The 23,269-nt window shown below is 33.0% G+C and carries 14 protein-coding genes and 3 tRNA genes; 9 read left to right on the top strand and 8 right to left on the bottom strand.

The genetic code is table 11. The annotated features are described in order from the left end of the window. Positions 1 to 99 precede the first annotated feature (99 nt). The 5 genes from proS (at position 100) to rpsT (ending at position 2,367) form a co-directional block, all read left to right on the top strand. Positions 100 to 1,578 carry a proline--tRNA ligase gene (gene proS, locus QLQ94_RS23710; RefSeq protein WP_482498714.1) on the top strand — a complete coding sequence of 493 codons (1,479 nt, stop codon included), beginning with the start codon at positions 100 to 102 and terminating at the stop codon, positions 1,576 to 1,578. Between the two features lie 77 nt (positions 1,579 to 1,655). Then, a tRNA-Glu gene (locus QLQ94_RS23705) sits at positions 1,656 to 1,727 on the top strand. Positions 1,728 to 1,772: 45 nt separating this feature from the next. Beyond that, positions 1,773 to 1,844 (top strand) — tRNA-Glu (locus tag QLQ94_RS23700). A 44-nt stretch (positions 1,845 to 1,888) separates the two neighbouring features. Then, a tRNA-Glu gene (locus tag QLQ94_RS23695) sits at positions 1,889 to 1,960 on the top strand. Positions 1,961 to 2,115: 155 nt separating this feature from the next. Further along, a complete protein-coding gene (gene rpsT / locus QLQ94_RS23690; protein ID WP_271334360.1) occupies positions 2,116 to 2,367 on the top strand; it encodes a 30S ribosomal protein S20 in 252 nt (83 codons plus the stop codon). A 339-nt stretch (positions 2,368 to 2,706) separates the two neighbouring features. On the opposite strand, the gene QLQ94_RS23685 is transcribed toward rpsT, so the two are convergent. Continuing rightward, a complete protein-coding gene (locus tag QLQ94_RS23685) occupies positions 2,707 to 3,120 on the bottom strand; it encodes a response regulator (protein ID WP_271334358.1) in 414 nt (137 codons plus the stop codon). A gap of 5 nt (positions 3,121 to 3,125) precedes the next feature. Then, positions 3,126 to 4,835 (bottom strand): PAS domain-containing sensor histidine kinase, encoded by a 1,710-nt coding sequence (locus QLQ94_RS23680; RefSeq protein WP_271334357.1) that lies wholly within the window; start codon positions 4,833 to 4,835, stop codon positions 3,126 to 3,128. A 168-nt stretch (positions 4,836 to 5,003) separates the two neighbouring features. Between QLQ94_RS23680 and typA the strand changes: the two genes are divergently transcribed. Continuing rightward, a complete protein-coding gene (gene typA / locus QLQ94_RS23675) occupies positions 5,004 to 6,800 on the top strand; it encodes a translational GTPase TypA (RefSeq protein ID WP_271334356.1) in 1,797 nt (598 codons plus the stop codon). A 115-nt stretch (positions 6,801 to 6,915) separates the two neighbouring features. Here the strand turns inward: typA and QLQ94_RS23670 are convergent, their stop codons facing one another. The 4 genes from QLQ94_RS23670 to QLQ94_RS23655 form a co-directional block, all read right to left on the bottom strand. Further along, positions 6,916 to 9,357: a T9SS type B sorting domain-containing protein gene (locus QLQ94_RS23670; RefSeq protein ID WP_482498711.1), complete on the bottom strand. Its 2,442-nt coding sequence runs from the start codon at positions 9,355 to 9,357 to the stop codon at positions 6,916 to 6,918. Positions 9,358 to 9,473: 116 nt separating this feature from the next. Continuing rightward, positions 9,474 to 11,762 carry a T9SS type B sorting domain-containing protein gene (locus tag QLQ94_RS23665; protein WP_271334354.1) on the bottom strand — a complete coding sequence of 763 codons (2,289 nt, stop codon included), beginning with the start codon at positions 11,760 to 11,762 and terminating at the stop codon, positions 9,474 to 9,476. A 72-nt stretch (positions 11,763 to 11,834) separates the two neighbouring features. Next, entirely contained in the window at positions 11,835 to 12,671 is an 837-nt protein-coding gene (locus QLQ94_RS23660) for an ABC transporter permease (protein WP_271334353.1), read from the bottom strand. Between the two features lie 7 nt (positions 12,672 to 12,678). Continuing rightward, positions 12,679 to 13,587 (bottom strand): ABC transporter ATP-binding protein, encoded by a 909-nt coding sequence (locus tag QLQ94_RS23655; protein WP_271334352.1) that lies wholly within the window; start codon positions 13,585 to 13,587, stop codon positions 12,679 to 12,681. 95 nt (positions 13,588 to 13,682) lie between these two features. Here QLQ94_RS23655 and QLQ94_RS23650 point away from each other — a divergent pair, with 95 nt between their 5' ends. Both QLQ94_RS23650 and QLQ94_RS23645 read left to right on the top strand, forming a co-directional pair. Beyond that, positions 13,683 to 14,735: a hypothetical protein gene (locus tag QLQ94_RS23650; protein WP_271334351.1), complete on the top strand. Its 1,053-nt coding sequence runs from the start codon at positions 13,683 to 13,685 to the stop codon at positions 14,733 to 14,735. A gap of 85 nt (positions 14,736 to 14,820) precedes the next feature. Further along, positions 14,821 to 15,681, top strand: coding sequence for an SdiA-regulated/phytase-like domain-containing protein (locus QLQ94_RS23645; protein WP_271334350.1), 861 nt, complete (start codon positions 14,821 to 14,823; stop codon positions 15,679 to 15,681). 214 nt (positions 15,682 to 15,895) lie between these two features. Here QLQ94_RS23645 and QLQ94_RS23640 read toward each other — a convergent pair whose 3' ends face one another. Next, positions 15,896 to 19,630: a metallophosphoesterase gene (locus tag QLQ94_RS23640; RefSeq protein WP_271334349.1), complete on the bottom strand. Its 3,735-nt coding sequence runs from the start codon at positions 19,628 to 19,630 to the stop codon at positions 15,896 to 15,898. Between the two features lie 26 nt (positions 19,631 to 19,656). Between QLQ94_RS23640 and QLQ94_RS23635 the strand changes: the two genes are divergently transcribed. Next, positions 19,657 to 20,838 (top strand): Pycsar system effector family protein, encoded by a 1,182-nt coding sequence (locus QLQ94_RS23635; protein ID WP_271334348.1) that lies wholly within the window; start codon positions 19,657 to 19,659, stop codon positions 20,836 to 20,838. Positions 20,839 to 20,850: 12 nt separating this feature from the next. Here QLQ94_RS23635 and QLQ94_RS23630 read toward each other — a convergent pair whose 3' ends face one another. Further along, the gene (locus QLQ94_RS23630; protein WP_271334347.1) at positions 20,851 to 23,220 is read right to left on the bottom strand and encodes a GAF domain-containing protein; all 2,370 of its coding nucleotides are present in this window, start codon (positions 23,218 to 23,220) and stop codon (positions 20,851 to 20,853) included. Between the last annotated feature and the right edge of the window lie 49 nt (positions 23,221 to 23,269).

Raw genomic sequence — 23,269 nt, 5'->3', positions numbered from 1 at the left:
CTGTGGAGTTTTTTATTGTTGCACATTACAAAAATAGTTAGTTTTGTCAAACTATTTAGTTAAAATTATTAAAACAAAATTTGTGCCAAACTATTCAATATGAGTAAGAACCTCACTACAAGATCAGAAGATTATTCAAAATGGTATAACGAGCTGGTTGTAAAAGCAGATCTAGCTGAAAATTCAGGCGTTAGAGGATGTATGGTTATTAAGCCGTACGGATATGCTATTTGGGAAAAAATGCAGGCTGAGTTAGACCGAATGTTTAAAGAAACAGGACATCAAAATGCGTACTTCCCTTTATTTGTGCCTAAGAGCATGTTTGAGGCGGAAGAAAAAAATGCAGAAGGATTTGCAAAAGAGTGTGCTATCGTAACACATTATAGATTAAAAAATGATCCGGACAGACCTGGAAAATTAATGGTTGACCCAAATGCGAAGTTAGAAGAGGAGCTTATTGTTCGTCCTACCAGTGAAGCAATTATTTGGTCTACATATAAAGGATGGGTACAATCGTACAGAGATTTGCCTTTATTGATTAATCAATGGGCAAATGTTGTTCGTTGGGAAATGCGTACGCGTTTGTTTTTAAGAACTGCTGAGTTTTTATGGCAGGAAGGGCATACAGCACATGCTACAAAGGCAGAAGCACTAGAAGAATCTGAAAAGATGATGAATGTATATGCTGATTTTGCTCAGGACTTTATGGCTATTCCGGTTGTTAAAGGTATAAAAACTGAAACGGAGCGTTTTGCCGGTGCCGATGAAACCTATTGTATTGAAGCATTAATGCAGGACGGAAAAGCATTACAGGCAGGAACATCTCACTTTTTAGGTCAGAACTTTGCAAAAGCTTTTGATGTGAAATTTGCAAATGCCGAAGGGAAACAAGAACACGTGTGGGGAACCTCATGGGGAGTTTCTACTCGTTTAATGGGAGCTTTGGTGATGACGCACTCTGACGATCAGGGATTAGTGCTGCCTCCTAATTTGGCACCTATACAAGTTGTTATTGTGCCTATTTATAAAACAGATGAGCAAATAGCAGAGATTACAACGGCAGTAAATGACTTAACTGCTAAGCTTAAAAAGTTGAAAATTTCAGTTAAATATGATGACAGAACAACTCAAAAACCAGGATTCAAGTTTGCTGAATGGGAATTAAAAGGTGTTCCTGTAAGAATTGCTGTTGGTCCAAAAGATTTAGAAAACGGAACTTTTGAAGTTGCCAGACGTGATACATTGACAAAAGAAACTGTTTCCGGCGAAGGAATCGTTACTTATATAAATGACTTGCTTGAGCAAATACAAACTGATTTATTTAATAAAGCATTAAATTATCGTGATACTCATATCACGGAAGTAAATAGCTTTGAGGAATTTAAAGAAGTTTTAGATGGTAAAGGAGGGTTTGTATCTGCTCATTGGGATGGTACAGCCGCTACTGAAGAAAAAATAAAAGACTTGACAAAAGCAACGATTCGTTGTATCCCATTAGATGCTGTAGAAGAGGCGGGAACCTGTGTGTTTACTGGTAATCCTTCTTCAAAAAGAGTGTTGTTTGCTAAGGCGTATTAATTTTTTTTAATTTTTTTTGCATCAGGTATTGTACATCTTAAAAATAGTTGTATTTTTGCATCCGCATTAGAGAAGCAGGCCCGTTCGTCTATCGGTTAGGACGCATGGTTTTCATCCATGTAAGAGCGGTTCGATTCCGCTACGGGCTACTACTTTTACTGCGAATTTTTTCTTGAAATACTGAGAATTAAAATGGCCCGTTCGTCTATCGGTTAGGACGCATGGTTTTCATCCATGTAAGAGCGGTTCGATTCCGCTACGGGCTACAAAATTTCAATTTATTAAAATTGGAGAAAACTTAGAGGATACTGGTCTGTTCGTCTAGGGGTTAGGACTCCAGGCTTTCGTCCTGGTAACAGGGGTTCGATTCCCTTACAGACTACTACAATTAGTTGTAAATAAGTTTTGTAAAATAAAAGTTGGTGTCTCGATTTTTGTTTTATTAGTTAAAACCAAAGTGATTGTTTTTCAATTGTGGGAGGTTTTTCTTTTTTAACTAGTATTTATAATAATTATTACATCTAAAAATTAAAAAAAATGGCAAATCATAAGTCAGCATTAAAAAGAATCAGAAGTAACGAAAAAAGAAGAGTTCTTAACAGATACCAACACAAAACTACTCGTAACGCTATTAAAGCATTAAGATTAGCTACTGATAAATCTGATGCAGCTTCAAAATTATCAACTGTAATCTCTATGGTAGATAAATTAGCTAAAAAGAACATCATTCATGATAATAAAGCTTCTAACTTGAAGTCTAAATTAACTAAACATGTTGCTAAATTGTAATTAATTACAATTTCCTAAATATATAAAAAAAGTCCTCTTTAGAGGACTTTTTTTTGTTTGAATAAAAATGAAAATCCCAAAGTGTCTATGTTAAATGGGATCAAACGCAAAAGTTGGGGATTACGCAAAAAGATTGCATAATCTGAATAAGAAAAAATCTACTTTTCGTACTCCTCTAAATTGACTTCTAAATGCTTTTACTTTGGCATTAAAAGATTCTGCTGAAGCGTTTGTTTTAATCCATTTCAATTCCTGCTTGATTTGTTTCGGTTTTATTGTAATGTTGGATTTTTATTTAAGTGACCTTCTATTGTTGTTTAGTTTGCAATGGGTTTGTTTTTAAATTCCTATTTTCTTTTTAAGGTATTCAAGCATTGGCAGAGTAACAGGCTTTGAGAGGAAGTCTATGATAATAGGGTATTTTTTTGCTTTGGCTAAATCTTCAGGGTCAATAGTAGAAGATAATACAATGACATTCGCAGTGTTGAATTCTGCGTAAGCAGGAGACGTAAAGTGGTCTAAAAATTCCCAGCCACCCATGACTGGCATGTTCAGGTCTAAGAAGATCAATTCTGGTTTTTTGTTTACTTTGTTTTTAATATTGGTGTATTTTAAAGTGTTGAAATGCATCAGTGCTTCTTCACCATTTTGAGCAGTGATGATTTCTTTAGAGAATGATGATTTCGAAATTACTTTTTTGCATAACATGAGCGTGATTGGGTCGTCATCAATGCATAAAATTTGCTCGAGCATGTGAATTAATTTTTGAATGTTATTGTGAATGTTGTGCCTTTATTGACTTCGCTTTCAATGGTTATTGTTCCTCCCATAGTTTCTACTTGTGATTTTACAAGGTATAAGCCTAGTCCTTTGCTGTCAGGATAATTGTGAAATCGTTGATAGAGGCCAAAAACTTTGTCTCGATTCCTGTCCAGATCAATTCCAATTCCGTTATCTTTAAAAGTTAAGATAGCTTTGTGATCTATTTGTTCGGCGGTAATCGATATCTTTAATTTCCTGTTTTCCGATTTGTATTTTAAGGAGTTAGTCAGTAGGTTAAGTAAGATGCTTTCGATGTAAGCCTTGTTTGTGTTTAGCAGTGGAACTTTTTCGAAATTTAATTTAATTATCGGTTTGTGTAATTCTATCTGGAAAGACAATTGGCTAAAGACATTCTCAAAAACTTCTTTTAAAGAAACTTCTTCTTTTTGCATAGAAGGATTGTCTTTGATGATGATGACTTTTACCAGATCATTTATGGTTTCGTTTAATAAATGTGTTGATTTGGTAAAGCCGGCAAGGATTTCCTGAAGTTCCGGATCTTCAACAGGAATATCTTCTATTAAATTTAATAGTCCGATTAAATTGGATAAAGGCGCTCTCAGGTTGTGTGATGTTATATAGGAGAACTGTTTTAAATCCTTGTTGTTTTGGGTTAGTTCCCTGATAAGATGTTCTTTTTCTGTTTCTAATTTTTTTTCATCTGTTATGTCTCGCTGTATAGAAATCCAGTGCGAAATTGATCCTTCATTATTAAAAATGGGGATCATTGAAAATCGAACCCAATATTCTTCTTTTTTCTTGGTATAACTAATGGTTTCTATTAAGCATTCTTCTTTATTCTTTATTGCTCTTAATAGTTTTTTTAATTCTTCTGAGTCTGATTTTGGTCCTTTGAAAATATTTGGAGATTTCCCAATTATTTCATGAGAGAGATATCCGGACATTTGTGAAAAAGCGGGATTTACATATACTATTTTAGGGATTTTACGATCTGTTGAATTCGCTTCTGTAATTAGAATAGAATCTTTAGATTGTGTGATTACAGTTTCCAGAAGTTTTAATCGTTGTTCTTCTTCTTTTTGTTTGGTAATGTCCTGGATTGCTCCAATCATTCTAATGGCTCTTCCGTTTTCATCTTTCAATAAAAACCCCCGGTCAAGTACGTATTTATAGCTTCCGTCAACACATCTAAAGCGATACTGATCCTGCCATTTTTCAGTTTTTTGTTCAATAAATGAATATAATTTGATAGACATTCTGATACTGTCTTCAGGATGAATTTTATCAAACCACCATTTTGATGTGTTTCCTACATCTGCGGGATTATATCCAAATACGCTTTCGATTCCTTTGTTCCAATTAATACTGTCTTCCTGAATTTTCCAATCCCAAATAGTGTCGCTAGTCGCTTTTGCAACAATGTCATATTTTTCGTTCGATTCTTTGATCTCTTCATTTGTTTTTTTTAATTTTTCGAAAATAGAGATGTTTTTCTTTTCATTTTTCGATAGTATGTATCTGAAAATTAATCCTGTAATGAGTATAAAAAGGACGTCTTTTATAACAAATAAATAAAAGTATTCTATCTTAGAAAAGTAGGTAGTAAGTATTTTATGGCAGATTATAGCCACAATTAGCGATATGATAACGTAAACTAGAGTAATTTGGAGAGTTTTACTTTTCATTACTCAAATATAGTTAAATTAACTATAATTAAACAATAAGGAAAGTTCATTTCGATGGTAAAATTTACGTTGTTTTGATGAACTAATTACTTGTCTAGACGCAAACTATCGCAGAAACGTTTTTTATATCAAAATAAAGTGTACCTTTGCACCCATTAAAAATCTCAGATGGAATCTATTAGAAATATTGCAATTATTGCCCACGTCGATCACGGTAAAACCACTTTGGTTGATAAAATTATGTATCACTGTCAGTTATTTCGTGACAACGAAAACACAGGTGATTTAATTCTTGATAATAACGATTTAGAGCGTGAGAGAGGTATTACTATTACTTCAAAAAACGTATCAGTTCAATATAAAGGAACAAAAATCAATATTATCGATACTCCTGGTCACGCCGATTTTGGAGGAGAAGTAGAACGTGTATTAAACATGGCCGATGGTGTATGTTTGCTAGTTGATGCTTTTGAAGGTCCAATGCCACAAACGCGTTTTGTATTACAAAAAGCTATTGATTTAGGTCTTAAGCCTTGTGTAGTTATCAATAAAGTTGATAAGGAAAACTGTACTCCTGAAGAAGTTCATGAGAAAGTTTTTGACTTAATGTTTGAATTAGGTGCTTCAGAAGAGCAATTAGATTTTCCAACTGTTTATGGTTCTGCTAAAAACAACTGGATGTCTGATCATTGGGAAAACGTAACTGATAATGTTGAAGCATTATTGGATATGGTTATCAAAAACGTACCGGCTCCTAAAGTATCTGAAGGAACACCACAAATGTTGATTACATCTTTAGATTTCTCTGCATTTACAGGTCGTATCGCTATTGGTCGTCTTGAAAGAGGTGTATTGACAGAAGGTATGCCAATTTCTTTGGTAAAAAGAGATGGTAAAGTTATAAAATCACGTATTAAAGAATTACATACTTTTGAAGGTTTAGGCCGTAAAAAAGTACAAGAAGTAATCGCTGGAGATATTTGTGCTATTATTGGAGTTGAAGGTTTTGAAATTGGAGATACAATCGCCGATTCTGAAAATCCTGAAGCTTTACAAACTATCGCAATTGATGAGCCTACAATGAGTATGTTGTTTACAATCAACGATTCACCATTCTTTGGTAAAGAGGGTAAATTTGTAACTTCTCGTCATATTAGAGAAAGATTGACAAAAGAATTAGAGAAAAACTTAGCTATGAAGTTAGGTGAAACTGATTCTGCTGATAAATTCATGGTTTTTGGTCGTGGAGTACTTCACTTATCTGTTCTTATTGAAACAATGAGAAGAGAAGGGTATGAGTTACAAATTGGTCAGCCACAAGTTATCATCAAAGAAATTGATGGTAAAAAATGTGAGCCAATTGAAGAATTGACAATCGATTTGCCAGAAAATCTTTCAGGAAGAGCAGTTGAATTCGTTACATTGCGTAAAGGAGAAATGCTTTCTATGGAAACTAAAGGGGAACGTATGATTGTGAAATTTAATATTCCATCTCGTGGAATTATTGGATTGCGTAATCAATTACTTACTGCAACAGCAGGTGAGGCTATTATGGCACACCGTTTTATAGGATATGAGCCATACAAAGGAGAAATTTCTGGACGTAACAAAGGTTCATTGATCTCTATGGAAAAAGGAAAAGCGATTCCTTATTCTATCGATAAATTACAAGATCGTGGTAAGTTTTTTGTTGAACCAAATGCTGAAATTTACGAAGGTCAGGTAATTGGAGAAAACTCTCGTGCCGATGATATGTGTGTAAACGTAACTAAAGAGAAAAAACAATCTAACGTTCGTTCTTCTGGAAATGATGAAAAAGCAAGAATCATCCCACCAATTATTTTCTCTCTTGAAGAAGCTTTAGAGTATATTCAAAAAGATGAATATGTAGAGGTTACACCAAAGTCTATTCGTTTGAGAAAAATCTATTTGACAGAAACTGATAGAAAAAGATTTAAATTCTAATAAATTTAAATTTCAATATAAAAATCCCAAATTCCAATTAAGGAGTTTGGGATTTTTTTTGATCCCGTACTGATATTCGAGAATCTGTTATTAAATATTTAGAATTTTATAGCGATTATCTTTTTAAACTAAAATGACCTTTTACTTCCCGGTTATCTTCTAGTTTTAATGTATACCAATAATCATCTGCCGGAAGAGGATTTCCGGTAAATAGCCCGTCCCATCCTGGATCTAACGGACGAATTTGTTTTAATAATTTCCCGAAGCGGTCATAAATATAAATAGTGGCATTTTTATTTGTAGCAGTAAGTCCGCTAATATTCCAGTAATCATTATAACCATCGTTATTTGGCGTAAAAAATTTTGGAGCACCAATGACGGCAACTATCTTATTTGTTGTACCACAATTTTTTTTATCATTTACGTAAACTTCATGAATACCTGAAGTTATATTTTCGAAAACGTTTGACTCTTGATAAGGACCATTTGGTGTGTCAAGACTGTATACGTAATCTCCTTTTCCAACAATATTTATAGTTATTTTATTAGAATCGCCCATCATTAAATCTTCAATATCAATACTTAGAATTTTTGCAAGATTTGATGCAGTAACTTCAGTAGTCCTTGTTTTTGTGCAGTTTGATTTGTTTCTTACCGTCACTTCATAAATGCCGGTTTTATTTACTTCTAAACTTGAAGTAATTTTGTTTGGTATTTCTACACCATCTTTTTTCCATTGGTAAGTAAAATCACTGGACGAAGTAGTGCTATCTAATAATCCTGCTTCTAAAATTGTAGAATATGCCGGGTTATCTTCGCATACATTTGTAGTCGTATTTGTTTTAAGATTAGGAAGTCTGTTTACTTCTAATCTAATTTTGCTGATTGCATAACAATCATTTCCTTCTTCAATTCGGGCGAATACATCTTGATTATAGGGAGTTTCATTGTGATAAGATGCAGGATTTTGAATTGGCTTAAGTTCTAATAAGGCATCATTCTCGTTTGAGTAATATTTTAAAGTTTGGCTGGCCGGAATTGGTATGTTTGATTTTGTTAAATCGAAACTGTATAATCCGTCTTCAGTGCCATCATCGTCACAAGCAGGATCTAAGCTGTATACTGTTTCTGAAATTGCATTCACCTTCAATGTCAAATTATTAATGGTGGCGCAAGTAGTATTTTGATTTGTATTGCGTGCAAATATTGTTTGCGGATTACTGATATTTGTATACGTGGCGTTTAAAGGATTTTTATTGTCTAAAGCATCTTCATTACTTATATGATAAGTTGTTGTAACATCCGGACTCGTATTAAAAGCCGAATTAGCTTCATTTAAATTAAAAAGAGACAAACCTTTTGGGGATATTCCTGTTTCACATTGTACCAATGTGTAATTTATAATGTCAGGAAGAGGATTTATAATTAATTTAATTTCTTGTATAGAACGGCTTAGTTTCTCGCTAAAGGCTGCGATAAAGAGCGATTGTTCAAAAGGGATATTATTTATAAAATTATTTAATATTGGATTAGTATTGTTTTTTGCATCATTTTCTGAGAAATAATAATTAATGGTCAGGTTAGATACATTTTTATTATCAAAAATGGCAGCCGTAACTTTGTTTAAATCTATTTTTGTTTTTCCATCTTTACCATTTGCATCATTCTCATCACAGGTTTCGTATTTGTTTTTCGGGAAAATAACCTTGTCGCTAACTTTAATAGTAAAAGATGTCCAATTGTAACAATTAGTTATAGTGTTCGTAATTCGGGTAAAAATGATCTGCGTATTCTGAATGTTTTTATATTGCGTTGGATTTGCAATAGGGTTTAAATTTGTTATGGCATCATTAGAAGATAAATGAAAAGTTACTTTGACATCAGATTGTCCTCCAATTATTGTAGCGTTGTTCTTCGTTAAATCAAAAGTTAACGATTGATTTTCAGTCCCGCTGATATCTGCGTCTTCCATGTTAAGAGCAGTATGATTTAAGACATTCAGATCCGGAGGAGTATTAAAAGTTGCTGTTCCGAGCCAGTCCAGTGAAAAATTACTGGTTCCTATTGGTCTGTCAATGACAAGAAAATAAGATTCGCCGGGATTAACATTTATCCACTTAACATAGCCGTTCCCATTTTGTCCCGGACCTTGAGAGATATCTGTAGCTGTGCCGGTCATTCCGGTGTAATTATTACTAAGTTGTGCCTCTAACGGATTTGTGCTTGAGCATCTCAATACATTGCCAAGAGCGTTGCATGTTGCATTGGGTCCAAAGATTATAAAATCAAAATCTTCATTTAGATTTGTGCTGTCCGGTTTTAGAATAAACCCTAAAGTTCCTGCGGTTTTAATAGAAAGTTTTAGCCAAATGCTATTATTTTCACGTTGCATGCAACTGTTTGAAAAAGAAAACTCATTAACATTCCCGTATCCACTAACAGATAAACCCTGAAACCCTGAATTTCCGCAGACAGTAATTGCATCAGTGCAATCATTTTGTGCGTAAAAATGTATTGAAATAAAAAATAAAAAAAATGATAATTTAAATGGTCCCATCTTGTTAAGTAAGATGTAAATATAAGATAAATCAGTTATTTTTAGTTATTTGTAAAAAAATGTTTATTTCAATTCTTAATATTTTGCAGAATCAATATTTTTTAAAATCAAAAAAATTATCTTTTTAAACTAAAATGTCCTTTCACAGTCTTGCCGTCTACAAATTCTAAAGTAAACCAATAATCGTCTGCGGGTAACTGCTGGCCATTATAAAGACCATTCCAGCCACTGCTATTTTGATCCATCTGTTTTAAAAATTTGCCATAACGATCAAAAATATAGATTTTATAATCAGGAAGCTTATCTATGTTTGTGATAAGCCATAAATCATTATAGCCATCTCCGTTTGGAGTAAAAAACCTTGGATAGTCCAGAACATAAGTAATAAGTGAATTAGACAATCCACAACCATTTTTATCTCTCGCAATTGCATTATAGATTCCCGGTTTTACGTTAGTGAACAACGGATCATCCTGAAAAACATTTCCATCTAAAGAAAATTCGTAATTACCGCTTCCGGTATATTTTATTAAAACGGAGTTATCAACCCCTGAAAAATCTTTAACAACAGTTTCGGTTATTAAAGCAGGTTCAGATAAAGTTACTTTAAATTTTTTCGTTTTTTCACAACCGTTTACATCTGTTACAACTACGGAATAATCACCGGCAGAATTTACGGTGATGAAATTGGCAGTACTTCCTGTACTCCATAAATAACTGGTAAAACCTGTAGCAACAGTTAGTGTTGTATTTTCTCCTTTACATAAATATATTGATTCATCCTGAAAACTTGGAGGATCAAAAGTATTTACAACAAGAGTAATTGGAGTAATATCAAAACAATCGGCTCCGTTCGTGGCTTTAGCATAAATAATTTGGTTAAAAGCAACGGTATTTTTAAAGATGTTTGGTAGAACATTCATATCATTTAATGCGTCATTAGTATTTAAGTAATAATTAAAAACTAATCCTCCGGGTAAACCTGCTGAAATTTGTGGAGTAACTTCTGCACTAAAATCAAATTGATAAAAACCATCTTGTTTGTCATCTCCGTCGCAAGTCGCAATTGGATTTTGATCCGGAATTGCTGTGGTGGGAACTTGTAATTTTACTTCGGCAATTTTAAAACAGCCGTATTGGTTTTCAATTCTGGCGAAAAGAATTTGGTCAGGAATTTTATTTGTATAATTCTGAGGTGTTCCTATTAGATTTGTTTTTGCCTGAGCATCAATTAATGATTCATAATATCCTTTATTAAGGTTCTCTGCTACATTATTCTTGACGATATTGTCAACTTTTGTTAAATTAAAAACTGTAATTCCGTCTGTATCAGCATCACATTGTAGTAAGGTCGTATTAGTTGATAGAATTTCGGGAGCATACTCAATTTTAATTTGCCCGGATAATATACATGTTGTGCCTTTTACAGTGGCTTCTACTATGTAATTTCCGGCATCTGTAACCTCAAAAGTTGAATTTGTACCCAAAGTAACTGTAGGATCACTTTTTTTTGACCATTTAAAATTATAATCAGCAGCTGTTAGTTTGCTGTCTAAAATAATCTTTTCTCCAAAACATGCAGGATTATTAGTAGCTATGGTACGATCTCCTCCAAGTACAATTTTTGAAGCAAAACTCCCGGCTTCAAGAAAAATAGCTGAATTTTGCAACTTAATCGTAGCATCACCAATTACCAATTTTACATGATATGTTTTTCCTGCAACCACTGTGCCTTCTGCGGTCATAACTACAGTTTGCCCAGCGTAATTTACCGGACTTGTACTGCCATTTGTTCCATTAAAATAATTTAGGTTTGAAGCCTCGCAGCCTGTGTAAGCAATGCCGCCCGGTCTTACTCCAGGTTCAATTTTTGGGCGAATATTTACAGAAGAAACGGGGGTATTTGTATTGGGTAATACGGCTAAATTTTTGTAAAGATCAGTAGTTCCGGTTTCTTTGATTAAAAAAGCAAATCCATCAGAATAGTCGCAAGGATAATTATATTGATATTCATTTGAAGCAAAAATATAATTGAAACTCAGGGAACTTGTGTAAGCTATAAAATCAAATTCTAAAACTGTAGTATTTACAGAAGTGATTCCCAGTATATCGTCCAGATCGCTATCACGTCCCCATCCAGTATTGTCATCCTGACCGTCGTTAGCATTGCTAACAAATGGTCCAACCGCACTTTGACTTGTTGACGTTAGTAATACTACGCCTTCCTCAAAAGGAAAACTGCTTCCATTTCTATTAAAATAAGCAAAACTTTGCTTCCCTGGCCTAAATGTATCTCCGTTGCCTGTTGAGTTTGAAACAGCAGCACAAGAGCTGTTTACTAAAGTATTCTCAATAAGCTGTTGGGGAGTTCTTGTATCATCTACGGTAATATTTTGCGCATTCATCTTTACGGATGAACAGCAGAAAAACAAAACAAAGGAAAAAACTTTAAAATAATTCATAGCGTAGCAAATATACTATAAATCTCTATTTTTTAATAGTTTGTAAGAAAAGTAAATGAATAAAAATGTCCAGACCAAAACGATTAAAATCGAGAAATAATGTACACTATAATCTTTAGTATTTTCAACGCCCATTTGTGTGCCAATGGTTTTTATCAATTGTAATCTTGAAATAGGTTCAACAATTAAGTTTGACATTGCCTCTAAAGGAAGAAATTGTGTGATATACGAGCCTGTATTGCTATTTGGGAAGATTTTAAAAACTAAAAGACCTTTTATTATTGATTCGATAAATACCCAGACTAATAAAAAACCAAGTGCAAATGCAGATCTTTTGACTAAAATTCCCAGAAAAAGGCAAAAAGAAAAGAATCCTAATAATTTTACGAAAAAAGCCAACAGGTAGTCCAAATCACTGAAAATTATGCCAAATTCATTATAGGATGAAAAACACAATCCGAGGATTAAACTCATAATAAAAACGAAAACAGTAGAGACTAAAGAAAAAAGGACAACAGTTAGAAATTTAGATAAAATAAATTCTTTTTTGCTTAAGCCATCAATTAGATTTTGTTTCAAAGTACCGTAGCTATATTCATTGGCCATCATGGATACAATAACTATGGCCAGAAAAAATTTAAGCACTGCTGCAAAATAAGTAGTAAAATGCCAGATAAACGGAAAATTAAAAATTCCCATTTCGGATGGGTCGATATGAATTGGTCCTATATCAAACTTTATTGAAGCAATTAATGCAATGAACGAAAGTAATATGAAATAAGTTAAAGTAAGGACACGGCTGGCTTTGTTTTTCCAGATTTTTTGTAATTCTATAGAGAGAAGTCTGTTCATGGCTTAGTTAGTTTTTGGTAGTGGTGTTTTTGGTTAATTCTAAAAATTGAGCTTCTAAACTGTTTTTACGTTTTACTAAATGATTTAATGTAATATTCTTAGAAAATAAAAACTGATTGAGTTCTGATGCTGATAAATCTGATTTTAAATAAACCAAAATTTTCCCGTCTTCTTCTGCAATTCTGTCTATTGCTGCGTGTGTTATCAGGATACTTTTTAGTGTAGTATTATCATCTGCCATAACTTCAAAAAAGCCTTCGTTTGCAGACATGGCATCTACTGAACCTGAGTAAAGAATTTCGCCTTTTCGTAAAACAATTACATGCGAGCAAACTTTTTCGACTTCATCTAATAAATGCGAAGCAAGTAAGATTGTAGTTCCCTGCGAAGCTATTTTTTTGATGATATCACGAATCTGATGAATTCCCTGAGGGTCTAAACCATTTGTAGGTTCGTCTAAAATCAAAATTTCGGGATCGTTTAAAAGGGCTGATGCAATCGCAAGACGTTGTTTCATTCCTAAAGAAAAAGTGCTGAATTTGCTCTCTTTTCTTTCGGTTAAACCTACTAAATCAAGTTTTTCGTTGATTTTAGCATAATTGATACTTTTTATTTTACAAACCAATTTCAGGTTTTCTTCGGCAGTCATGTACGGGTAAAAGTTAGGTCTTTCTATAATAGCCCCAACTTTTTTTAGGGCTTCGTGAGTCTGAACTTTTCCTCCAAACCAGCTGTAACTTCCTGATGTACGGTTTACAACATTTAAAACAATCCCTAACGTGGTCGATTTACCGCTTCCGTTTGGTCCTAAAATGCCATAAACGCGGCCTTTTTGTATTTCAAAAGAAACATTTTTTAAGGCTTGAATTCGCCCGTATCTTTTATGAAGATTCTCAATAGTAAGTATGGTTTCCAAATTTATTTCAGTTTTAGTTTTTAGTATGACGATTCAGTCTGTATATTGTTACGCTAAATTTTATTTAATGTAAATTTGTAATAAAGATATTCAAAATGAGTGAACCTTTAATGGTTTTAAAAAAACCATCTTATCCCTTAATACCATCGCTTTTAAGTTATTTAGAAAGATACGAGCGCATTTCGAAAGTGTCTGTCTTCTATGATGATTTATTGCGATTTTCAGGTTCTGTAAATGTATATGATAAAAATGAAACGGATACTTTGTGGATTAGGGTTTATTATAATGAATTCGAAAGAAGCGAAATTGACTTAAATCTGAAAAAAATCTATTCGCTTTTGCATTCTGACGGAAATAGCGAGATCATCCAGTTCCTGAATGTTGATGCGATTGATTATTGCACTTTTGGAAACTCAAAACCTTTTAGAATTAAAGTTCGAAATATTCTCAATGATAATTATGTTCATTTCTATATTAAAAAAGCTGATGCCTCGAGAATTTACGGACTGGAATTAGAGGATATTCTTTCGCCTGATAAAATTAACTTCTTGGTCTACAAAGACACTTTAATCGAGGAACATATTATAGGGATTCCGGGTGATGTTTTTATGGACACTTTGTTGCATAATTGCACCGAGACTGAAAAATCCCAGATTGCAAAAGAGTTCGTGAAGTTTAATGAACGTTGTATGATCAGACTTTTGGGCGATATGCGAGCTTATAATTATGTGATTGTGCCAATTCACGATTTTGATCAGGTAGTTTATAAAATTCGTCCAATTGATTTTGACCAACAATGTTACGAAGGGAATTTTAAAGTTTATCGTCCCCAGTTTTTCAAGGAAAATTATCCTATGATACAACTGATCAAAGAAAAATTAGAAGACCGATCTATTATTCAATACAAAGACGAAGAAAGAGCAATTCTTGCTAAACGTATTCATTCTGCAGAAAACAGAATCAAAAAACTATTGAATATAATGTGTCACGATACTATTTCGACCGAAGAGCATTTGAATCAACTAAAAATGGAATTGTACCGTTATACAAATGATATGAAGTTTAAAAATGCCAAATCAATGGGGCATATTATGTATGCAGCGTTTGAGTTTATCACGCGCAACTTTAAAAACACAAATTTGATTTAAAATTATTAACCATATAAGTTAAATAAGTTCATATCAACGTAATGTTTTTAAATTATATTATATGATTGAAAATAAAAATAATATTATGAAAAAGTTTTTTTTACTTGGGGTTTCTATTGCTTTACTGGCTTGTCAGCAACAATCAAATACTGATTTTAAGACACTTTATGCGCTTCCTAAAAAATTAAAGGAGGTTTCTGGAATTACCTATTTTCCAGAGACAAATTTAATTTATACTTTAGAAGACAGTGGAAATAAAAATGCAATCTACGCTATTAATTCAGAAGGTAAATTGGCTAAAACTATCACCATTTCTAACGCTACAAATGTAGATTGGGAGGATATTACAAAAGATAAAAGCGGCAATATCTATATTGGAGATTTTGGAAACAATGATAATGAACGCAAAGATTTGTGTATTTATAAAGTGAATAAAGACCAATTGAATAAAGATCTTGCTGTGGCCGAATATAAAATTTCTTTCTCATATCCGGAACAAACTGAATTTCCGCCAAAGAAAAAAGAAATGTTCTTTGATGTTGAAGGTTTTTTTGAACATGGAAATTATTTTTACCTTTTTACTAAAAACCGAAGCAAAGATTTTGACGGAACAGCTTTTGTTTATAAAATATTAAATGCTGCAGGAACTCAAAAAGCGACTAAAATTGGTGAATTTAAAACCTGTGATAATTACAGTCATTGTGTGTTAACCGGAGCAACAATTAGTCCTGATGGAAAAAAAGTAGTTTTATTAAGTCATGATAAGATTGTTTTATTTACTGGTTTCAAAGATGATTTGTTTCACAAAGGAACTCAAACAGAAATAAAACTAAATCACTATTCGCAAAAAGAAGCAGTTGTTTTTAAAGACAACAATACATTACTGATCGCCGACGAAAAAACAAAAAAAGTAGGAGGGAACGTTTACGAGTTTAAATTAAAGTAATTTAAGGTTCTGAGTTGCTAAGCTTCTAGTCATTAAGCTTTACAAAAAGAAGTTTCAACTGACAAAACAAATTAAGAATAAAAAAGTTTGGCACGAATTTCACGAATCTCCATAAATTATATATTAGTGAAATTCGTGGCTAAAATCTTTGCTGCTTTTACCCTAAGCTAAAAAAATACTTAGAAGCTTAACAGCTTAGCACCTCAGTACGTTACTAAAAGCTATATGCAGCTCCAAAAATCACCCTGCCTTCTTCGTCAGGAGATTTAAAATAAGATATTCTTGCTGTCAGAACATTGATAGCATTAATCCAAAGTCCGCCACCATAATCCTGGTGCCATTTTCTGGAACTTTCACCATCAAGCCATATTCTTCCATAGTCAAAACCACCAAGGATTCCGTAAGTCAAAGGCGCAATTGTTTTTTGTATTTTACCAATGCTCAGTCGTAAATCCGTACTTTGAGAAAAATACGAACTTCCTAAAAAGCGTTCATTTCTATAACCACGTAAATCAGTATCGCCGCCTAAAGTTGCCCCTTGGTAAAACTCATAGTTATTATTTAAAATAGCTTTTCCTTTTACGATAGAAGCCAGTACTAATTTGCCGTTATGGTCGATTTTATGCGTAAAACCTAAGTAGCTTTCTATAGTTGGAAAGTTTTGTTTAGAATCACTTAAATTCGCCATCCAGGCTGCGGAAACCATAAAAGCCATTCCTAATGTAGGTTTTGCAGCAAAGTCAGCATTTTTAAACGAATATTTAATTTTTGCCCCACCATATACCTGACTGTCAAAAACATTTGGGTTTATAATATTTGGTGCGTCAATAAACCTGTCCTTAGTTTCTTCGACCCTCATTTGTTGTAACATAGGCTGAAAGCTAAATTCGCTTCCGTATCTGCCAACATGCCTGATCGCTCCTGAAACATTAAATTTCTGAATACGAACACGGTTATAATCCATCCCAAAGGCATCAGTATTATTTACCGTTTCGTTTCCATATCCAAAATAATTTATTGCAAAATTTGGAGTTGTATATTGAGAGTCAACATCAATAACCCATTTACCCAATAATCCCGGGAAATGTGCAGCATAATTAAATTCAAGACCTCCTGTTGCAAAATAATAGAATGCGTTTAAAACGTGTCTTTGTGTATAGGGATTCTGTTTGAAATTGTTAACGGTATAATTTAAATTTACACCCATTTTTACACCATCGTCAGGATTATAACCAATGTTTGGTAATCCTGATATCACATTATACTTTGGTTTTTCGTAATTGTATAAATTCACATCATAATCATCAGTCAATTCTGTTTTAGTCTTAGCGTCAAGATTATAAGTGTTTTGTTTTGATTTAAAATCATAGACAATAACTCTTTTTCCGTTTTCAATGTTGTAAGTATCATTGTTCTGACCACCAATTAAACGAATTTTAATTTTTGATTTATGATTCCCAACAACCTCAAATACATCATTGTCATCTAAACCATAAATCCATAAATTTTTAGTTTTGGCATCAGTCACTTTTTTAGTGTATACCAATTCATCACCGTCTTTTTTAATTCGGTATGCTTTGATTTCGATACTTTTATGAGCATCATGATTAATTATGAATTTATCTTTTTTATCTGTTCCCGCAAGCATTACAGTACGACTCAAAACATCAAAATATTTCGAAGCATATTTTTGAAGTTCCTTTTTTCTGTTTTTTAATTTTCGTTTGATATCTTCAATCGTTTCATCCTGAACTTCTTTTGGAAGGCTTTTAAATGCATTATCGATATCACTGTCTGATAAGTTTTCCTGAATATATTTCGCCTGGGCAATCCAGTCTTTTTCTTCGGCAGTTTTCAGGAAAGCCAAATCCATTGGATATGGTTCCCTGTTAAGCCATTTTACATTATCGATTTCTTTTTTGAAACTACGCATATGGCGAAGCGCAGGAATGTTCATTAACAACGAAAGCAAAGTTCCGTCATATTTTGAAAAAGCCTGATCACGATCACGCGGGATAGGTTTGTAAACTACCTTTCCCTCTTTTTTATATTCACCCCAACGCCACTGATCATCGTGTCTGTCCCAGTCGCCAATAAGCATATCAAATAAACGTGCTTTTATATATTCTTTTTCATCAACCGAGTATTTCTCGTCTTTATGAAGATTCTTCATCATATCACCGGTACTAATAATATTAGTCGGGTTGCCAAAATTTTTCGCATCCAGATGATTATCAGCCGGTCTTTCTTCAACCATATATAATTCATCTCCAAAATTCGAATTAAACTCTTTTAAGCCATTTTGTTTCGGAATATAATATAGAATGGGATTTGTGTGGGAAATTCCTAAATGATCAGCCAGATTCCCTATCACAAAAGGAGTATAAGGATGAGAAGTGGTGTAAAAATCCAAAAGGAAATTTTCGGCATATGTATCTTCAAAATCGTTAACAACATATTGATCTTTAAATGCAACAGATTGTAAAAATACGGTTGCACTTTTTTTCAATGCACGCATTACATATTCTCTGCCTTTAGGATCTGACATTCGTAAAGAAACTGACTGATGTCCTCCGCCTTCACGAATAGGCTTCAAACCACCCATTAATGTGTCTACGGTTGCAACTTTGGCTTCAATTGGTAAGCTGTAATATTTTCTGTAATGATTTCCGAATAAGAATTTATGAAAAATACTTTTCTGGGTCATTTTTTCAGAATAGATTGAAGTGGTAACCGTTGCAGGGAATTTATTATCGACTTTTGCAGCCCAATTAATTTCTTTTGCCTTAATGATTTCATGCTCAAAAAGCAGCTTTTCTTTGTTGTTTTCATTTCCGTAGAAAGACACTTTTGCATCACCGCTTTTAAATAAAGTCAATGTTGCATAACCATTTCCTCCATAAGAGAATTCAGTAGGATTTATAGCTCTGGCAGCTTCAGATTTTGATCCTGCACCACTAATAATTTGCTTAATGTTTTCCTTGTTAACATATTGCAGATTGTGATCGTGTCCGGAAACGACGATTACATTTTTCTGCTTTTGCAAAAGCGTTTTAATTCTCTTGGCATATATAGTGTATTGCTTGTTCTGAATATCCTGCGGACTTACTCCGGATGTTTTTCTCAATAAATTGATAAAAGAGCCAATTATGGGTAATGGTATTTTTTGTTCTAACGGAAACAATTGTTTCTCTAATGAGAATTGTCCGCCATGAGTTCCGTTACTCATCAAAGGATGATGAATAGCAAGAATAACTGTTTTTTCCTGATTTTTATTTAAAAGACTTTCTAATTCATCAAAAAAATCTTCTCTGGTTTTAATGTCGCAATTGTCATTAATTGTAGGATGATTATCCCAGTCTTCCAGAAACCACTCACTATCAACTGTAATTATGGTAGTGGTGCTGTCGATTTTGACATCTTCTATAGCACAACTTTTTCTTGGCAGGAATGATTTTTTATCATTTAGGTATTTCGTTACAAAATCAGCCTGGCGTTCAAGACCTTTGATACCGTTATACCAATCGTGATTTCCGGGAATAACGATTGTTTTTCCTCGATAACCTTCTGTTAATTTTAATTGGTTTGTCAATTTTGTTTCTGCCAAAGCCTTCTCTGAAGCATCATCATTAGCAGGAAAACCTTTAGGATATATATTATCTCCTAAAAATATCAAAGTCGATTTTTTGCTCGCTTTTTTTAATTTTTTATGCAACAATTCAAGTGTTTGCTGTGCTTGAAGTTCATCTGCATTTCCTGCATCGCCAACTAAATAAAGAGTATGGGCAATTTTTATAGTATCAGTTGCGTTTTCTGTCTCGTTAGCGCTCACATTTTTCCCGTATTGTGCTTTATGCGTCGCACAGGAATAGGCAAGTAATAATGTAACTATTGCTAAAGAACAGTTTTTAATTTTAGTAATAAAATGATTATCCAAAAACAATTTCATAATTTAGTGGTGTAAAAATATTCTCTATGAATTTAATAGAACAATCCGAAGATTTCGTCAGTAATTTACTCAAAGATAAACTTTCTAATTTATATTCTTATCATAATTTTAACCATACTTTATCGGTAGTAAATGCCGTAAAAGAGCTCTGTAAAAAAGAAGATGTTAAAGAAAATGATAAAGAAAAGCTTCTTGTTGCGGCTTGGTTTCATGACACCGGATATGTAGAAGGTTATGAAAATCATGAAGAAGAAAGTGTGAAAATTGCAACAGCTTTTTTGAAAGAAAAAGAGCAATCTGATGAGTTTATTGCAACCGTTTCCAGTTTAATTATGGCCACGGTAAAAGAGTATATTCCAAAAACTCATTTAGAAAAAATAATTAAAGATGCTGATTTTGCGCACCTTATGGGAAATGAATATGCAACTACTTGTGAGTTATTGCGTATTGAATTAAAAAATACCTGGAACTTAAATTTTTCGAATTCAGAATGGGCGAAAGAAAATTTAAACTTTTTAATGAACAAACATCGGTTCTATACTGATTATGCCTTGAGAAAATGGCAACCTTTAAAAGAGAAAAACTTACTACTTGTGCAAAAGAAAATTGAAAAGCAACAAAAGAAAGCGGCAGATAAAATCGAAGACGAAAATAAAAAGAAAGATAAAATAGAGAAACCGGATCGTGGCGTAGATACTTTGTTTCGTGTTACTCTGGGAAATCATACGCGATTAAGCGGAATTGCTGATAGTAAAGCGAATATTTTATTGTCTGTAAATGCAATTATTATTTCGATCGCACTTTCATCTATTATTCCAAAATTAGACAGTCCGAAGAATGCGCATTTGGTGATCCCAACATTTATAATGTTAATTTCTAGTGTCGTTACTATCATCTTTGCGATTCTTTCGACAAGACCAAAAGTTACGACGGGAGTTTTTACCCGAGAAGATATCGAGGCTAAAAAGATAAATTTATTATTTTTTGGGAATTTCTACAAAATGCCTTTAGAAGAGTATGACTGGGCAATGAATGAAATGATGAAAGATCGGGATTATTTATACTCAACCATGATCAAGGATTTATATTATCTGGGATTAGTGCTACAGCGTAAATATAATTTATTGCGTATTGCTTACAACTTTTTCATGATTGGAATCATTGTGACGGTTGTTGCTTTTGTAATCGCATTTAAAACTATTCAATAAGCTTAACTATAATTAGTTAAGCTCATCTAATAAGTCCTGATAAGTAATTTTTTGTTTTACCGGATTTGTATTGTTGTTAATCACTTTTACACGAATGGCCCTCAAGCCTGAAACACCCTGAAGATCTTCAACCTCAAATTGTTCAATTGATGGTTCAAGGATTTTTTTGTGCTGCAGATATTTGATGTATTTTAGATATTCTGCCTCTTCGCTATTTTGAGAGTAGACAATCGTAATCTTTTCTTTTTCTGTAATACGCTCTTTTGTGCCTTTAATATTCGATTTGTCAATACGTTTTTTTACCACTTCATATCGGGCATTATAAGTTCCGTCAACATCAAAACGTTTTTCGTCCATTCTAAAACGGATCGAAAGCGCAGCACTAAATACCAAAATCAATGAAGTTACATCCAACTCATACGGCAAAGATTCCTTAAGTTGATGATGCTCCAGTTCCATTTCGCATAAAGTCTGCAATTGCCACAAACGCAAGTTGTGCAAATACATGATATCAAAAGGTTTTGTAGGCGCAATAGAGGCTCCTATATATAAATTATGCTCAACACCATCGGTTTTAAAACGCTCATAATAGTGTGGATAAATTTGTTGTGCTTCGATTTGCTTTTTATCTAAAATAGTCGCCAGTCTTTTATTGATAATAGACATTGCATTATCAAATTTCTTTCTTTCCTGATAAAATAAGCCGCTTTTTTCGTCAAGACTTTCAAAATACTGACGCTCTAGTTTTTTACTCTTTTGAGTTTCGGGTGTGTTCTTTAAAAGAGGATGAATCTCTTCTTCGATATAACGTTGAATATACTGTTCTGTATCTGCTTTTAAAGGAGAATCTAAATCATTTCGAAAAGATTCCAATTCAAATTTTCTTTGCTCCAGAAGTACTAAGTTCGTATTAGGATCCTGAGATTCGAAAATCTTTAATAGAGCTGTTAATTGATTTTTAAGATCTTTTTTAACCGTTTCGTTTCTATGTTCAGAAGAGCCTTTGATGTCGATTTGGCCATATAAAGGATACACATTTTTAAAGACTATTTCTTTAAAAATATAATCTTTGGTATGGTTTGCATTCTGAAAATAATTTTGGGATTCTTTTTTGAATTTCCAATATACACTTGGATGAATTGTCGTGTATTCACGCTGAATAATAGATGCAATCTGATGCTGCATATCTGTATTATAGCGATCGATTGTATCTGTTAAGTAGGGAAGTACCAATTCGAGTTTTGTCGCGTTGACACTATTTAAGTCCATTACATTTTTAGAAACCAATTCAACAATCCCTAATAAATGATCGTCTTTGATAACAGGTGCAAAAACACAACTCTGAATGCCTTGTTTTAGTAAATGTTCGCCAAGTTTTTTATTAGATGATTGTTCAATGAATTTATTTACGTTAGAAATTATAAAAGGTTCTTTATTATCTAATAAATTCTCAAATGAACATCCGAAGAAAGCATTTTTGCAATCGACTTCCTGATCTTTTGAAAGCAGGAAACTCTGAAGCTGATTGTCGAATTTTATGGGTCTGATGAATTTTTCTTCTTCAGGATTATAGATGATAAAGCCTACTTTTAGATCAGGAATTTTAAATATTGATTTAAAAATATTGGTCACTATTTCATCAGTTGCCACTGATTGAGCATCTGGTTTGAGTAAATTGCTTTTTAAATTAGAAATGGCACTTTCAGTCGTTGCATCAAATAAAGAAACAATTCCGAATCCTTTTAAAGTCCAGCTTCCAGGTGGGAATTTCGATTTCCAAAGTTCAATATCTCCATAATTATCCATTAATAAATCAATATCATCCTGAGTAAGATCAAGAGAGTTTTCATTTGGAATAATTTCCATGAAATCTGCATTGTATAGAATACGATAGTGTTTTTCGACCCCGTCTTCATCCGGAATATCATAGAAAAAAGGTTTGTTGAAATCTATTTTTTGTTTGTAATACACGCCTAAAATTAGACAACAGTTATTAATATAAAATTGATGATCGTCGAAATCACGAATTTCCATATAGAATTCATCTCCGGCATTGCGAAGGATTTTTTTGAAACGATCTGTATAATTAAACGATATATTTTGAAAAGGAATCGTAACCGCTTTAATTTCATTATTAGTTAAAGCAGTCGGAAACAAATCTGCTAATAAATTTTTAATTAAAGCTTCATTGTTTTTAATAATCGAAAAATCCTGGATACCAGTTCTAAATTCAGGAATTGGTTCTATTTGTTTTAATAAGGCTGTGGCGTAGTTGGCTCGGTAATCAACATTTGATAAAGCAATTTCTTCTAGCGTTTCAATTAATTTATGAAATGAAATTATAGTTGTAAAGGGACTTTCTTTATATAAATGAATATCCATGTTCCGTTTTTTTTTAACTACAAAATTAAGCAAATATTAAGAATGTACA

The organism is Flavobacterium sp. B114r, from assembly GCF_056824125.1.
This window is presented reverse-complemented; position numbering and strand designations above follow the sequence as displayed.